General features: G+C 69.2%; 12 protein-coding genes. 3 read left to right on the plus strand and 9 right to left on the minus strand.

Features of this window, described 5'->3' with window-relative positions; all coding sequences use genetic code 11:
* The first annotated feature begins 47 nt into the window (after positions 1-47).
* Positions 48-1,334 (plus strand): MFS transporter, encoded by a 1,287-nt coding sequence (locus tag ACLJRL_RS21900; protein WP_410658104.1) that lies wholly within the window; start codon positions 48-50, stop codon positions 1,332-1,334.
* 51 nt (positions 1,335-1,385) lie between these two features.
* On the opposite strand, the gene ACLJRL_RS21905 is transcribed toward ACLJRL_RS21900, so the two are convergent.
* A complete protein-coding gene (locus ACLJRL_RS21905; protein ID WP_410658105.1) occupies positions 1,386-2,660 on the minus strand; it encodes an FAD-dependent oxidoreductase in 1,275 nt (424 codons plus the stop codon).
* An 89-nt stretch (positions 2,661-2,749) separates the two neighbouring features.
* Between ACLJRL_RS21905 and ACLJRL_RS21910 the strand changes: the two genes are divergently transcribed.
* A complete protein-coding gene (locus tag ACLJRL_RS21910) occupies positions 2,750-3,391 on the plus strand; it encodes a TetR/AcrR family transcriptional regulator (RefSeq protein WP_410658106.1) in 642 nt (213 codons plus the stop codon).
* A gap of 131 nt (positions 3,392-3,522) precedes the next feature.
* On the opposite strand, the gene proB is transcribed toward ACLJRL_RS21910, so the two are convergent.
* The 5 genes from proB to ACLJRL_RS21935 all read right to left on the minus strand — a co-directional run bounded on the left by proB (position 3,523) and on the right by ACLJRL_RS21935 (position 10,139).
* Positions 3,523-4,632 (minus strand): glutamate 5-kinase, encoded by a 1,110-nt coding sequence (proB, locus tag ACLJRL_RS21915; protein ID WP_410658107.1) that lies wholly within the window; start codon positions 4,630-4,632, stop codon positions 3,523-3,525.
* Complete coding sequence (gene obgE / locus ACLJRL_RS21920; protein ID WP_410658108.1) at positions 4,629-6,083, minus strand: GTPase ObgE; 1,455 nt, start codon at positions 6,081-6,083, stop codon at positions 4,629-4,631. The genes proB and obgE overlap by 4 nt, the downstream gene beginning before the upstream one ends.
* Positions 6,084-6,208: 125 nt before the next feature.
* Positions 6,209-6,466: a 50S ribosomal protein L27 gene (rpmA, locus tag ACLJRL_RS21925; protein ID WP_103348781.1), complete on the minus strand. Its 258-nt coding sequence runs from the start codon at positions 6,464-6,466 to the stop codon at positions 6,209-6,211.
* A 27-nt stretch (positions 6,467-6,493) separates the two neighbouring features.
* Positions 6,494-6,808 carry a 50S ribosomal protein L21 gene (gene rplU, locus ACLJRL_RS21930; RefSeq protein ID WP_005158538.1) on the minus strand — a complete coding sequence of 105 codons (315 nt, stop codon included), beginning with the start codon at positions 6,806-6,808 and terminating at the stop codon, positions 6,494-6,496.
* A gap of 169 nt (positions 6,809-6,977) precedes the next feature.
* Positions 6,978-10,139: a translation initiation factor IF-2 N-terminal domain-containing protein gene (locus ACLJRL_RS21935; protein WP_410658109.1), complete on the minus strand. Its 3,162-nt coding sequence runs from the start codon at positions 10,137-10,139 to the stop codon at positions 6,978-6,980.
* A 530-nt stretch (positions 10,140-10,669) separates the two neighbouring features.
* Between ACLJRL_RS21935 and ACLJRL_RS21940 the strand changes: the two genes are divergently transcribed.
* Positions 10,670-12,106 (plus strand): S8 family peptidase, encoded by a 1,437-nt coding sequence (locus tag ACLJRL_RS21940; RefSeq protein ID WP_410658110.1) that lies wholly within the window; start codon positions 10,670-10,672, stop codon positions 12,104-12,106.
* Between the two features lie 37 nt (positions 12,107-12,143).
* On the opposite strand, the gene ACLJRL_RS21945 is transcribed toward ACLJRL_RS21940, so the two are convergent.
* From ACLJRL_RS21945 to ACLJRL_RS21955, 3 genes are read right to left on the minus strand one after another with little or no spacing between them, the layout of a single operon-like run.
* The gene (locus ACLJRL_RS21945; RefSeq protein ID WP_410658111.1) at positions 12,144-12,986 is read right to left on the minus strand and encodes an ABC transporter permease; all 843 of its coding nucleotides are present in this window, start codon (positions 12,984-12,986) and stop codon (positions 12,144-12,146) included.
* Positions 12,986-13,801 carry an ABC transporter permease gene (locus tag ACLJRL_RS21950; RefSeq protein WP_410658112.1) on the minus strand — a complete coding sequence of 272 codons (816 nt, stop codon included), beginning with the start codon at positions 13,799-13,801 and terminating at the stop codon, positions 12,986-12,988. The genes ACLJRL_RS21945 and ACLJRL_RS21950 overlap by 1 nt, the downstream gene beginning before the upstream one ends.
* The gene (locus ACLJRL_RS21955; RefSeq protein WP_410658292.1) at positions 13,801-14,715 is read right to left on the minus strand and encodes an ABC transporter ATP-binding protein; all 915 of its coding nucleotides are present in this window, start codon (positions 14,713-14,715) and stop codon (positions 13,801-13,803) included. The genes ACLJRL_RS21950 and ACLJRL_RS21955 overlap by 1 nt, the downstream gene beginning before the upstream one ends.
* Positions 14,716-14,815: the final 100 nt, after the last annotated feature.

Raw genomic sequence — 14,815 nt, forward strand, 5'->3', positions numbered from 1 at the left:
AGAACTTTCTGGCAAGGTTCCGTCCACGCGCGACGACGGAGGCCCCGATGGCGGATTCAACGACGGAACGGCTCGGACATCGGCTTCCGGTGCGGAAGCTGTTCGCGGCCAGCGTCGGGAACGCGCTGGAGTGGTTCGACTGGACCATCTACGCGACCTTCAGCATCTACTTCGCCAGCGAGTTCTTCCCCAAGGGCAACGAGACCCTGGCGTTGATCAACACCTTCGCGACGTACGCACTGGCCTTCTTCTTCCGGCCTCTCGGCGGGATGCTGCTCGGCCGCTTCGCCGATACCAGGGGCCGCAAACCCGCGATGATCCTGACCATCGTGCTGATGGCGGGCGGTTCGGTGGCCATCGGCCTCCTGCCGACCTTCGAGCAGGTCGGCTGGCTGGCTCCGGGCCTGTTGCTGCTGGCGAGGGTGGCGCAGGGACTCTCGCTCGGCGGCGAGGTCTCCAACGCTTCGGCGTACTTGGGCGAGATCGCGCCGCCGGCCCGCCGAGGCCGGTACTCCGCCTTCTTCTACATCTCGACCGGTTCCGCCGTCCTGCTTGCCTCGGTTCTCGGTTTCGTGCTCGCGCGGACGATGTCCAAAGCGGATTTGACGGCGTACGGCTGGCGGATCCCGTTCCTGCTCGGCGGGGTCCTCGGCATCATCGGGCTGTGGCTGCGGCGCAGTCTCGTCGAGACCGAGATCTTCGAAGAGAAGAAGGCGACCGCTCGCCGGGTCGAACGGCCGCTGCTCACCACGTTGCGTGAACACCCACGCGCGGTGATGCAGCTCGTGGGCTTCTCGATGCTGTCGACCTTCTGCTACTACACGTTCTTCAGCGCTCTGCCGTCCTTCGCGGTCAAGACCCGCAAGGCCGACGACGTCGACGTGTTCCTCGCGCTGTCGATCGCGACGGCGCTGTTCGTGGCCCTGCAGTACCCGATGGGCGCGCTGTCCGATCGCTTCGGCCGCAAGCCACAGTTGCTCTTCTGGTCGGCCGCGACAGCGGTGCTCATCGTTCCACTGTCCACCTTGGTCCGGCCGGGACTACCCGGGTTGATGGTCGTCTTCTGCGTGGGGCTCTGCCTGTACACGGCGATGACGTCGATCGCACCGGCGATCATGAGCGAACTGTTCCCGACGGAACTGCGCGGGCTGGGCATCGGCGCCTGGTACAACCTGACCGTCGCACTCTTCGGCGGCACCGCTCCCCTGGTGCTCACCGCGCTGTCCGACGCCGGGGTGTCGACGCTGTTCTTCTGGTACGTGGCCGTCGGAGCCGCGATCGCGTTCTTCGTCATCCGGACCCTGCCGGAGACCAAGGGCAGCGATCTGCGCTGAAGTCCGGCGCGAAGGCGGACTCGCCGATCTCACCTCGAAGGCGCTGATCGCTCAGGAGTCGCCGTGGTCGCTGAAGGCCTTGCGCTTCAACGGAGGGACCGCCTGAAAGAACCGGAACATCCCCCGCGCCATGGTGCGGCCCACCCGGTTCTCCGATACGAACTGACGCGCACTGCGCTCCGAGTCACGCACCGCCGCGAAGCCGTACTCCCGCATCCTCTGCTCGTAGTCAGCGACCGCGGTGCGGACGTCGCCGGTCTTCCGGGCGGCGATGAGATTGCGGCACAACAGTTGCGCGTCCCGGAGCGCGGTGTTCGCGCCGATGCCGCGGAACGGTGTCATGCTGTGGATCGCGTCACCGAGCAGGGTGACGTTGCTCGTCGGCCACGGGTCGACAGGCGTCGACGTGAAGATCGGCAGCCGTGACACCGATTCCGCGGGGGAACCGGAGACCAGCTCTTTGAACGCGGGATCCCAGCCGTCGATCAGGTCCAGCACGAGTTTCCGTAGCGCTTCACCGTCCAATGACGATATGCCGGCCGGATAGCGGCGGTTGTCGGCGGCGAAAGCCCACATGACGTAACTCGAGGTGTTGTCGAACAGGACGGGGTCGTGTTCAGCGGTCTCGTCGTTGACCGACGAAGCACCGTTCAGCTCATGCGGCGCGCTGAAGAGGCCGGCACCGGTACGCGGCATCACCATGCTCGGCCCGTCGGTGAGGCGTGCGGGCAAACGCTTGCGGGTCTCCTCGTCCAGCGGATACTTGCCCGCGATCGCGATGATCCCGGTGTCCACCCTGGCGGCCCCGGGCAGGAACTGCTTGCGGATCCGCGAATTGGCCCCGTCGGCGCCGATCACGAGGTCGGCCTCGACGGTGCTCCCGTCGGCGAATTCGCAGACGACCACGTCACCCTCCCGCCGGTAGCCGACGAACTCCTTGCCGTGGTGCAGAATTCCGTCGAGCCCGTCGGACAGCACCTGGTGCAGGCTGATCCGGCTGACCGAGTGGTGATTCGACGCCGGATCCGGGCTGTAGGTCAGCTCGCTGTCGATCACCATGAGGTCTCTCAACTGCTCGGTGACGAAGGTGAAGTTCCCGCCCGTGGCGCCGGTGGTGGCCAAGAACCGTTGCCAGAGTCCGGGCGGCAGGCATTCGTGCAACGCCGCCGCCCCGTGCGGATTGATGTGCACGCGATAGCCCTGCAGCCGCTCTGTCCGCGTACGGCTGCGTTCGTAGACGGCGATGTCGAGCCCTGCCTTCCGCAGCCCCTGCGCCAGGCAGAGCCCGCCGGTACCGCCGCCGATGATCGCGATCCTGGTGGTCATTCGATCTCCCTTCTCCGACTTCCACTATCAACCGTACGGATAATAAAGTCAACCGAATGTTTGAAAGAGTCAACGGCTAAGGTGATCCCATGTCCGAAGCCGCCCCGCGCAGCCCCCGCCGCGCCCCCGTCGAGCGTCAGCGCGATCCCGAACGCACCAAGGCGCAACTCCTGGAGGCGGCGAAGGCCGAATTCGGCGCGAAGGGCTACGCCGCGGCGCGCGTCGGCGAGATCGCCGCGAAGGCGGGGGTGAACAAGCAGCTGATCTCGTACTATTTCGGCGGCAAGGAAGGTCTGTACAACGCGCTCACCGCGACGATGTACCGGGACTACGTCACGACCTCCGACCACGACAGGCCGTTCGCCGACGTGGTCCGCTACTTCGTCCAGTCGGGGGTTCGGGACCACGATCTCGCGAGGCTGTTCCTCTGGGAGAACCTGACCGACGGCGCGCCCGACGCGGTCGGCGTCGAGGGGCAACGGAAGTTTCTCCAGGAGCAGGTGGAGTACGTCCGCGCCCGCCAGGCCGCAGGAGACCTTCCCGCCGACCTCGATCCCGCGTTCCTGCTGATGATCTTCATGGCCGCGTCCAGCGCGGCACTGGCGCTGCCCCGGGTGGTGCGAGCGGTTTCCGGGCAGGACCCGAACTCGGCCGAGTTCGCCGAGGCCTACGGCGACCAGCTGGCCAGACTCGTCGGCCACCTCGCGAACGGTCGCGATCGCGACGCGTGACCGGTCACCTCACGCGTCAACCTGGGTTGATTTCGCCACCACATGTCGCCCCAGCGCCCCCACCGCACCCCCAGATGATGCTTTAGGCGATAGCAAAGGTCCCTTGCTCCCCCGGGGTTGAAGCTTGACTTTCAGGGGCGCAGGGGGACGAGGTCGTCGGCGTGGACGACCTCGCGCCGCTGTTCGGCGGGCAGGTCGTGGCTGGAGCGGCCGATGAGGTCGGGCAGTTCGCCCGCGTCGAAGGCGACGACACCGCGGGCGACGGTGCGCTGCCGGAGGTCGACGAGGTCGACGACGTCGCCTGCCTGGAAGTCACCGTCGACGCCGGTGATCCCGGCGGCGAGCAGGGAACGGCGGCGGCGGACGACGGCCGCCACGGCGCCGTCGTCGAGGTGCAGCTTGCCGGACGCGCCCGCGGCGTAGCCGAGCCAGAACCGGCGAGCCGACAGGCGGGAATCCGCGGCGGCGAAGGCTGTGCCGACCTCGGCCGTGGTGAGCGCGCGGGCGGCCTCGGACGCGGCGGCGAGCAGCACCGGGATACCGGCGCCGGCGGCCGTGCGGGCCGCGGCCAGTTTCGAGACCATGCCACCGGTGCCGAGCCCGGAGCTCGACATCCCCACCGAGATTCCGTCCACATCGGACTCTCCGACGACTTCGGCGATCTTGCGAGTGGCGCCGTCGCGGGGATCCCCGTCGTACAGACCGTCCACATCGGACAAGAGTACGAGCGCGTCGGCGCCGATCAGGTGGGCCACCAAGGCGGCCAGGCGGTCGTTGTCACCGAAGCGGATCTCTTCGGTGGCCACGGTGTCGTTCTCGTTGACCACGGGAACCGCGCCGAGGGCCAGCAGCCGGGTGAAGGTGTTCTGCGCGTTGCGGTAGTGCGACCGGCGCACGACGTCGTCCGAAGTGAGCAGAACCTGGCCCACGGTAAGGGAAAACCGGCCGAACGACTCGGCGTAGGCGTGGGCCAGCGCGAGCTGGCCGACGCTGGCGGCGGCCTGCTGGGTGGCGAGGTCACGCGGACGCTTGCCGAGTGCGAGCGGCGCGAGCCCGGCGCCGATCGCTCCCGAAGACACGAGCACGATCTGCGTGCCCCGGGAGACTCGCTCGGCGATCGCGTCGACCAGTGCGTCCAGGCGTACGACGTCGAGACCGTCGCCCGCCGTGGTCAGCGCGGACGAACCGACCTTGACGACCACACGTTTGGCGTCGGCGATCGTCCCCCGGGTCGAACTCACTCGCCATCCGTCCCGGCTTCGACCCCGTCCGGGCCGTCACGGCGGATCCGGCGGGCTTCCTTACGGTCGGATGCACCGATGCGGTCGTTGTTCTCCAGCCGGACGTCCGTGCCACGGCCGGACAAGTGCACGGCGACCCCGGGCGTCGACGGCTCCCATTCGAACTGCACGTCGCCGATGGTGACCGGGCTGCCCGGTACGGCACCCTTCCTGGCCAGCGCTTCTTCGACACCGAGTCGCTGCAACCGATCCGCGAGGTAGCCGACGGCCTCGTCGTTGCCGAAGGTCGTCTGGCGGATCCACCGCTCCGGACGGACGCCGCGGACGATGAAGGCGCCTTCTTCCTCCGGGTCGATCTCGACGGTGAAGCCCGCGTCGTTGACGGCCATCGGCCGCAGCACGACCTTCTCCGGCTCCGGTTCCGGCTGCTCGGCGCGGTACTTCTCGACCACGGCGGCGAGCGCGTAGGTCAGTTCCTTCAGCCCCTGGCGGGAAGCCGTGGAGATCTCGAACACACTGAGCCCGCGGGCTTCCAGTTCCGGGCGGACGAGCTCGGCGAGTTCGGCGGCGTCCGGGACGTCGATCTTGTTGAGCACGACCACACGCGGCCGGTCGGCGAGGTCGCCGCCGAGACTCGGGGTGTAGCGGGCGAGTTCCTCTTCGAGGGCGTCCATATCGGACAGTGGGTCGCGGCCGGGCTCGAAGGTGGCGCAGTCGATGACGTGCACCAGGACGGCGCACCGTTCGATGTGGCGCAGGAAGTCCAGGCCGAGGCCCTTGCCCTCGCTCGCGCCCGGGATCAGGCCCGGGACGTCGGCCATGGTGAACACGGTCGAACCGGCGGTGATCACGCCCAGGTTCGGCACCAGGGTGGTGAACGGGTAGTCGGCGATCTTCGGCTTGGCCGCGGACAGCACCGAGATCAGCGAGGACTTGCCCGCCGACGGGAAGCCGAGCAGGCCGACGTCGGCGACCGAACGCAGTTCCAGGACGAGGTTCCGGGTCTCCCCCGGCTCGCCCAGCAGCGCGAATCCGGGCGCCTTGCGCGCGTTGGAGGCCAGCGACGCGTTGCCGAGCCCCCCACGGCCGCCCTGAGCGGCGACGAAGGTGGCCCCGGTGCCGACGAGGTCAGCGAGGATCTCGCCGTCCTCGGTCATCACGACGGTGCCGGACGGCACGCGCATCTCCAGCGTTTCCCCCGCCGCACCGGCGCGGTTACCGCCCTGGCCCATCTTGCCGCTGCCGGCTTTGGCGTGCGGGCGGAAGTGGAAGTCGAGGAGCGTGTGGACGCCTCCGTCGACGATCAGCAGCACGTCGCCGCCGTTGCCGCCGTTGCCACCGTCCGGGCCGCCGAGGGGCTTGAACTTCTCGCGGTGCACCGAGGCGCAGCCGTTCCCACCGTCACCGGCGGTCAGATGGATCACCGCACGGTCCACGAAACGGGACGCCATGACTTGCCTCTTTCACTCGCGAAAAGAACTTCTGCACGAACAACGACACTGCACAAAACAAACGAGGGGTGGGCCCGGATATTCCCGGCCCACCCCTCGTCAGAGGTCTAACTCGAAGCCGAAGTTCAGACTTCGGACGGCACGATGTTGACCGTCTTGCGGCCACGCTTCTCGCCGAACTGGACCGCACCGGCGGCCAGGGCGAACAGCGTGTCGTCGCCGCCACGGCCGACGTTCACGCCGGGGTGGAACTTGGTGCCACGCTGGCGGATGAGGATCTCACCGGCGTTGACTTCCTGGCCGCCGTATCGCTTGACGCCCAGTCGCTGCGCGTTCGAATCGCGACCGTTGCGGGAGCTGGACGCACCCTTCTTGTGAGCCATCGCTCAGCCTCTCCCTGAAGATCCGAATTACTTGCTGATGCCGGTGACCTCGACGCGGGTCAGCTTCTGCCGGTGACCCTGACGCTTGTGGTAGCCAGTCTTGTTCTTGAACTTGTGGATCCGGATCTTCGGACCCTTGGTCTGCTCGACGACCTTGCCGGTGACCGAAACCTTCGCCAGCGCGTCGGCGTCAGTGGTGACGTCGCCACCGTCCACGAAAAGGACTGCCGGGAAGGTGTGCTCGGTACCGGGCTCGCCTTCGAGCTTCTCGACCTCGACGACGTCGCCGACGGCCACCTTGTACTGCTTGCCGCCGGTCTTGACGATCGCGTACGCCGACACGGAAGTCTCCTGCTTACTCGACAACGGGTGGGGCTTGCACGACCGGCCCGCCGGATTTCTCTCAGCGGTCCAAGGTCTGCGCAAGGTGCCCGCCTCTAGGTGGCGGGCCGTTCTACAGGTTACGGGGGCCTCCCCGGTGCGATCACACCGGGGTGCCCCTAGGTGTTCACTAGCTCTTTTCCGACGCCTCGACCGGCGGTCCGGCCGGCCGTGAGGCCGTCCGGCGCGGACGACGGCGGGTGGTGGCGGAACGTCCGGCCGGGGCCGGGACCTCCACCTCGGGTTCGGTCTCCTCCTGGGCGGCCTGAGCCGCCTGAGTCACCGGCACCTCGGGAGCCTCGGGCTCCGGGCCCGATTCCCCGACGACCGAGATCTCTTCCGCACGCGCGGCCGGAGCCTCGTCGTCCGAGGTCGTCACCGGTTCACCGGCGAGTTCGGTCGCGGGCGCCTCGGCGACCGGTTCCGAAACCGGCTCAGCGGCCGCTTCGGCCGCCTGTTCGACGGTCGCCTCGGAAACGGTCTCCGAAGTGGCCTTCACCGGCTCAGACGACTCCTCAGCCGCCTGCGGCGCGTGCCCGTTGAGCGCGGCACCCTCGACGTTCTCGGTGACCTCGTGACCGTGCTCACCCTTGACCACCTTGGCGGCGTTGGCCATGGCCTGGACGGCCGAGACCACCGATTCCCGCTGGCCGGAGGTCTGCGGGGCGTCGGCCTTGGGCGCGGCGGGCTCAGGCGCTGCCTGCTCTTCGCTCTTGCCGCGGCCGCGGGACCGGCGGGAGCCCTGCTCCTTGCCGCCACCCCCACTGCCACCGCTGCCGCTTCCACCGTGGCTGTGTCCGCCGCCGGCCCCAGCGGTGCGCTGCGGCTCGGTCGAGACGACCACGCCGCGGCCCTTGCAGTGCTCACAAGGCGTCGAGAACGCCTCGATCAGGCCGGTGCCGATCTTCTTGCGGGTCATCTGCACCAGGCCGAGCGAGGTGACCTCGGCGACCTGGTGGCGGGTGCGGTCCCGGCCCAGGCATTCGGTCAGGCGCCGCAGCACCAGCTCACGGTTGGATTCGAGCACCATGTCGATGAAGTCGATGACGATGATGCCGCCGATGTCCCGGAGCCGGAGCTGGCGGACGATCTCCTCCGCCGACTCCAGGTTGTTCCTGGTCACCGTCTCTTCGAGGTTTCCGCCCGATCCGGTGAACTTGCCGGTGTTGACGTCGATGACCGTCATGGCTTCGGTGCGGTCGATGACCAGGTAACCGCCCGAGGGCAGCCAGACCTTGCGGTCCAGGGCCTTGGTGATCTGCTCGTCGATGCGGTGGTCGGCGAAGGCCGAACCGGTGCCGGTGTACCGCTTGACGCGGTCGGCCAGGTCCGGCGCCACGTGCTGCACGTAGTCGTAGATGGTGTCCCAGGCCTTGTTGCCCTGGATCTCCAGCTTGGCGAAGTCCTCGGTGAACAGGTCGCGGACGACCTTGACCAGCAGGTCCGGCTCTTCGTAGAGCATGACCGGCGCACCGCTCTTCTTGCCGGCGCCACCCGCTTCGGCCTTCTCCTTGATGACGTCCCACTGCGCCTTGAGGCGGCGGACGTCGCGGTCCAGCTCCTCCTCGGCGATGCCCTCGGACGCGGTGCGGATGATCACACCGGCGTCCTCGGGGACGATGCGCTTGAGGATGTCCTTCAGGCGGCGGCGCTCGTTCTCCGGGAGCTTCCGCGAGATGCCGGTGGCGCCACCTGCGGGCACGTACACCAGGAAGCGGCCTGGCAGCGAGATCTGCGTGGTCAGCCGGGCGCCCTTGTGCCCGACCGGGTCCTTGGTGACCTGGACCAGCACGGAGTCGCCGCTGGAGAGCGCCTGCTCGATCTTGCGGGCCTTGCCCTCGAGACCGGCGGCGTCCCAGTCGACCTCACCGGCGTAGAGCACGGCGTTGCGGCCGCGGCCGATGTCGATGAAGGCGGCCTCCATCGACGGCAGCACGTTCTGCACGCGGCCGAGGTAGACGTTGCCGACGATCGAGCCGGTGCCCGACGAGGTCACGAAGTGCTCGCACAGGACGCCGTCCTCGAGCACGCCGATCTGCGTGGAATCGCCCTTCTCGGCGACGACCATGGCGCGCTCGACCGACTCGCGGCGGGCGAGGAACTCGGCCTCGGACAGGATCGGCGCACGGCGGCGGCCCGCCTCGCGGCCATCCCGGCGGCGCTGGCGCTTGGCCTCGAGCCGGGTCGAGCCGCGCACGCTGCGCACCTCGTCACGGGCGGGGCGCTCGGTCTCGGCGGCCTTGGCCTGCCGGACGTGGACGACCGTGTTGGGCGGGTCGTCGCTGGTGGCGTCGGCGTTGTCCTCGCCGTCCCCGCCCTTGCGGCGACGACGGCGACGGCGACGCTTGTTGCCGTTGTCGGAATCGGCGTCATTGTCCGGATCGGCGTCGGCGGCGGCCTCGTCGGCGTCGCTCGCCTCAGTCTCTTCGGCCTCGGCGTCCTTGTCGTTGGCCTTCGCGGCCTTGCCGCGCTGCTGACGGCCGCGCGGAGGCTCGGGCTGCTCGTCGTCGTTCTCGACGTCGGACGAGTTCTCGTCGCCACCCTTGCCGCGGCCACGGCCACGGCGGCCACGACGACGGCGGCGACGGCTGTTGGCGTCGTCACCGTCCTCGTCGATGCCCTGATCGGACTGCTCGGACTGCTCGCTCTGCGTCTCGTCCTCGTCGTCGTCGTTTTCGACCGTCTCGGTGAAGGCGGGCTCAGGCTTGCGGACGGGCTTCGACGTGGCGGGCTCCGGCGGCAGGAACACCGGCGACGGCGCCGCGAAAACCGGCACGTGCACGGTGGCCTTCGCCCGGGTCGTCCGCTGCGGCGGCTCCGGGGTCACCGGCGCGGCCAGCGCGGGCGGAACGGCGCGCGAAGGCGCCTCCGCCTCCGCCTGCGGAGCGGCTTCGGCCTTGGCCCTGGCCTTGCCCCTGGACCTGGACCTGGTGGCGGGCTTCACCTCGGCGGGAGCTTCGGTGACGTCGGCGACCTCGGCGGCCTTGGGGGTCTCGGTGGTGGTCTCCGTGACCTCGGCGACAGCAGGAGCCGCGACCGCTTCAGGGGTCTCGGGCTCGCCGCCGGTGAGGGCTTCGGCGAGCTTGATGGCCACATCGCGGGTGACACTGGACTGCGCGCTGCGGACGGTCTCGCCGAGCTCACCGAGCTTGGCCATCAGTTCACGGCTGTTGGATCCCAGGAGCTTCGCCAGGGCGTGCACCCGGATCCGAGGAGGCAGTTCGGCCAGCTGGCCTGCGATGGGTGTGGCGGTATTCCCGCCGGTGACGGCGGGTGAGTCCGCGTTCGACATATATCTCCTCCGCCCCCGGGCGCGTCGACTGGCTTACACCGGCTCGACGCGGCCGCGCAGGGGCCCCTTTCTGTTCGTTCCGCCGTGGTGGTCACCAGCGGCGGGAATCCTTGCCCCGCACCGCGACGGCGCCGGGGTTGTCCGGGCGCCGCATACGGCTGAAGGTCTACTCGGCGGAGCGCTGGCCACGTTCGCGACATCGGGCCGCCCGCCACGTCGTCGAGCCGCCTGGAAAGGCGGCGACGCGTATGGAGGATGTGCAGCACACCACCGGGCCACCAGACCGCGAGCGCCACCTCTCACGTGTGCCCGTCGGCCAGCGGCCAACGCGAGTATCCCACACCCCGGCTCCACTGCGGTGTACTCGGTGCCACAGGCCTGACTCCCGGGCGCGCCGCGACCACCGGCCGGGCGAACTTCGCGGCAGAGCTTGTCGACCAGGCCGAGGGTGGCTAGCGTGCCGCTCGGGGGTACCGAAGCCCAGGCCGAGGCCATCCCCGTAGTCCCCCTGTTCTCCGGTGGGAGGTCCGGTGTCCCTGCTGGGACGGTCCCTGCGAACGGCCGTGTGCGCCTTCATGGTGCTCTCCGGCTTCGTCGTGCACTCCGGGTACACCACCGCGGAGGCCGACGAGGCTTCGTGCCGTCCCGATGGCCGGGCCCTCCGCTACGTCGTCGCATTCGACCGGGGCACCACGGAGACCGAGGCCAGGGCCGCCATCACCGGCGGCTGTGGGACCACGACGATCTACTACTCCCAGATCGCGGTGGCCGTCGCCACCTCGGCCGACCGGGACTTCGCCGAGCTGGTCCGGCCCGCCGCGGCGTTCAGCGCTCAGGCGGAACGACTGGCCGTCAAGCGGGCCACCGGCACGCCGTCTGCCAGGTCCACGCCGGCGCGTGCCGAGCTCGAACCGACCGACCCGGCGAAGGTGCCCTCCGCCGACCGCACCGACGAGCAGTGGGACATGCGCGCGATCGGCGCCGACAAGGCCCACCGGATCGAGCAGGGCAGCGACGACGTCGTGGTCGGCGTCCTGGACTCCGGCGTCGACGGGACGCACCCCGAACTCACGGCCGCTCTCGACCCGGCCAGGTCCGCGGGCTGCCTGACCGGCGCGCCCGACCGGAAGTGGGCCGCGACGACCTCGGTGCACGGCACCCACGTCGCGGGCGTGATCGCCGCGGCCGACGACGGCAAGGGCGTCACCGGCGTCGCGCCCGGCGTGCGGATCGCCTCGGTGAAGGTGATCGACGACCGCGGGTACGCCGACCCCGAGGCCGCGGTGTGCGGGCTGATGTGGGCCGCCGACCAGGACATGGCCGTGACGAACAGCAGCTACTTCGTCGATCCGTGGTCGCTCTCCTGCGCCCACGACGACGCGCGGGGCGTGGTGAACGAGGTCATGGCCCGCGCGGTCGAGTACGCGACCTCGTCCGGCACGCTCAACGTCGCGGCGGCCACCAACGAGGCCGTCGGGCTGGTGCCGTCGCCACGTTCCGGCGTCCGTGCCCAGGCCGAAGGTTGCCAGGCGCTGCCCGCCGGCCTGCCCGACGTCGTCGCCGTGTCGTCGGTGACCGAGGAGCGGCGCAAGGCGGGTTACAGCTCGTACGGCCTGGGTGTGATCGACGTTACAGCGCCCGGCGGCGAAGAGGGCCAATGCGTGCTTTCGACCGTTCCCGGCGGGTACGCGCCGTTGTGCGGGACATCGATGGCGGCGCCGCACGTCGCCGGTGTAGCGGCTCTGCTCGCTTCGGAACACCCCGGCTACGGCCCCCGGCAGCTCCGGCGGACGCTGGGCGCGCAGGCGACGCCGATCGCCTGCCCGGCCGACTACGACCTGACCGGTGACGGCACGCAGGACGCGTACTGCACGGGGTACGCGGGATTCAACGGTTTCCATGGGCACGGGCTGGTGGACGCGCTGGCCGCGGTGGCGCCCAGGGCGGCTTCGAACCCCGCCCGGTAGCGCTGCGAACGCATTTAGAGGACTAAACGCGGGGTGGTCAGCGCAAGAGCAGTTTGCCGAAGCGCCGTGACGACGCGTAGATCCCGACCGCGGCCAGTGCCAGCAGGTACGCCACGTTCCCGAGCATGCCCCACGACAGCACGCCGACCGAGAGCCCGCGCATCAGCTCGATCCCGTGGTAGAGCGGGAAGATCTTCACGATCCACTGGATCGCCTCCGGGTACACCGAGAGCGGGTAGAAGGTCGTGGAGAACAGGAACAGCGGCATCAGGACGAGGTTGATGTAGTCGAACTGGGACACCGACCGCAGGAAGGTCACCAGCACGATGCCGATCGCCGAGAAGGCCATCGCGATCAGCAGCGCCGCCGGGATCATCAGCACGGCCCACCAGGACTCCGGCAGCCCCATCGCGGTCATCACGCCGAGGAAGGTCACCGAGTAGATCCCGCCGCGCAGCACCGACCAGCCGACCTCGCCGAGCGCGATGTCCAGCGGCCCGATCGGGGTGGCGAGCATGGCGTCGTACAGCTTCGAGTACTTCAACTTGAAGAACAGGTTGTACGTCGAGTCCAGGATCGCGCCGTTCATCGCCGACGCCGCGAGCAGACCGGGCGCGACGAAGGCGACGTAGCTCATCACCTGGCCGCCGGGGCCGACGACCTCGCCGACGAGTTTGCCGAACCCCAGCTGGAAGGCCATCAGGTAGAACAGCGGCTCGAAGGCGCCGGACACGAACAGCATCCAGACGTGCGAGTAGGTCAGGAACGTGCGTTCCAGCACCGCCTTCGAGCGACCGCTGTACATCGACGGCGGCAGGACGCGCAGCAGCACACCGCGCCTCGGCACTCCACGTCGCAGCGCCTCGGTGAGAACAGCCATCAGACCACCAGCCGTCGGTAGAAGTACTTGTGCGCCAGCGCCCAGCCCACCCCGGCCAGCACGACCAGGAAGGCGAGGTGCCCCAGCGTCGCGAGCGGGCCGACGGTGCCGAGGCTGACCGCCCTGGCGGCCTCGTTTCCGTGCCACAGCGGGGAAATCCAGGCGATCCACCTCAGCGGTACGGGCAGTTCGGCGATCGGGAAGAACGTTCCGGAGAACAACGTCATCGGGATCAGGACGAACCGGAACACCAGGCCGAACCTCGAGCCCTCGTCGTAGGTGGTCGCGGCCAGCGCCATCACCGGGGTGCCGCAGGCGATCCCGGTGAGCACCCCGATCAGGATGACCGCGAGCACGCCGAAACTCGTCCAAGATCCGAACAGGGCCGCGATGACGGCGTAGATCACCCCCGCCAGGGTGAGCCGGATCCCGACCCAGATGATCTGGCTGCCGAGCACCTGTCCCGGCGTGATCGGGGACGCGGTGACGGCCACGTAGCTCTGCTGCCATTTGAATCCGGACAGCACCGGATAGCTGGACTCGCCCACCGCCAGTTGCGCGCCCCCGGCGACGAGCAGCGCGGGCGCGACGTACTCGAGGTACGAGAACCCGCCCGTCGCGGCGCCTGCCTGCACCTGCGAGCCGAATCCGAGCCCCATCGCGGCCAGGAACAGCACCGGCTGCAGGCCCGTCGAGTACAACGTGGACAACCAGTACCGGCGGTACCACATCCAGTACCCCTCGACCCGCAGCCAGGCGCCGAGCCAGGTCGACACCACGCGGCCCGTCGAGGCCTTCGTCTCCGCCGTGGTCATCAGTCCACCAGCGTCCGGCCGGTGAGCCGGAGGAAGACGTCCTCCAGCGAACTGCGGCGGACCAGGCTCGACAGCGGCCGCAGCCCGCGCGCGTGCGCCTGTTCGAGGGTGGCCTCACCGGTCATCGTGTAGAGCAGGACGCGGTCCGGCAGCACCTCGATGCGTTCGGCCAGTCCTTCGATCTGTTTCGCCGCCGCCTCCTGCTCGCCGTTCGGGAACCGCAGTTCGACGACCTCGCGGGTGGAGTACCGGCTGATCAGATCGGAGGGTGAGCCCTCGGCGGCGATGCGGCCGTCGTCCATCACGACCAGCCTGTCGCAGAGCTGCTCGGCCTCGTCCATGTAGTGCGTGGTGATGATGAGCGTGGTCCCGCCGGCCTTGAGCCGGAACAGCCGGTCCCACAGCAGGTGGCGGGCCTGCGGGTCGAGCCCCGTGGTCGGCTCGTCGAGCAGGAGCAGCTCGGGATCGTTGACCAGGGACCGCGCGATGGTCAGCCGCCGCTTCATCCCGCCGGAGAGCGAATCGACCTCCGCGTCCGCCCGGTCGGTCAGCTGGGCGAACTCCATCAGCTCCTCGGCCTTGCTCCGCACGTGTGCGCGGGATAGCCCGAAGTAGCGGCCGTAGATCTGCAGGTTCTGCCGGACGGTGAGCTCGGTGTCCAGGTTGTCCTGCTGGGGCACCACGCCGAGCCGGGCGCGGATCTTCGGCCCTTCGACGTCCGGGTCCATGCCGAGGACCCGCAGGTCGCCGTCGCTGCGAGGGGACACACTCGCGATCATGCGCATGGTTGAGGACTTGCCCGCGCCGTTGGGCCCGAGGAAGCCGAACGCTTCTCCGGGCCGGACTTCGATGTCGATCCCGCGTACGGCCTCGAAGTCGCCGAAACGCTTCACCAACGCCTTCGCCTGCACCATGGCCGGTTCGTGTCCTAGGTCACCCACGGTTCGCACCCTAGAACCTGCCACCGACAAAATTCGACAGGTTTATCGGCGCCCTTGTTGGACAGTCCCGGCT

This window comes from Amycolatopsis sp. lyj-112, assembly GCF_046549055.1.
In the GTDB taxonomy this organism is placed as follows: Bacteria; Actinomycetota; Actinomycetes; order Mycobacteriales; family Pseudonocardiaceae; genus Amycolatopsis.

Bases quoted from the DNA above. Each gene is read 5' to 3' on its own strand.
- ACLJRL_RS21900 (WP_410658104.1), top strand. From the start codon at position 48: ATGGCGGATTCAACGACGGAACGGCTCGGACATCGGCTTCCGGTGCGG.
- ACLJRL_RS21905 (WP_410658105.1), bottom strand. From the start codon at position 2,660: ATGACCACCAGGATCGCGATCATCGGCGGCGGTACCGGCGGGCTCTGC.
- ACLJRL_RS21910 (WP_410658106.1), top strand. From the start codon at position 2,750: ATGTCCGAAGCCGCCCCGCGCAGCCCCCGCCGCGCCCCCGTCGAGCGT.
- obgE (WP_410658108.1), bottom strand. From the start codon at position 6,083: ATGGCGTCCCGTTTCGTGGACCGTGCGGTGATCCATCTGACCGCCGGT.
- rpmA (WP_103348781.1), bottom strand. From the start codon at position 6,466: ATGGCTCACAAGAAGGGTGCGTCCAGCTCCCGCAACGGTCGCGATTCG.
- ACLJRL_RS21935 (WP_410658109.1), bottom strand. From the start codon at position 10,139: ATGTCGAACGCGGACTCACCCGCCGTCACCGGCGGGAATACCGCCACA.
- ACLJRL_RS21945 (WP_410658111.1), bottom strand. From the start codon at position 12,986: ATGGCTGTTCTCACCGAGGCGCTGCGACGTGGAGTGCCGAGGCGCGGT.
- ACLJRL_RS21950 (WP_410658112.1), bottom strand. From the start codon at position 13,801: ATGACCACGGCGGAGACGAAGGCCTCGACGGGCCGCGTGGTGTCGACC.
- ACLJRL_RS21955 (WP_410658292.1), bottom strand. From the start codon at position 14,715: ATGGTGCAGGCGAAGGCGTTGGTGAAGCGTTTCGGCGACTTCGAGGCC.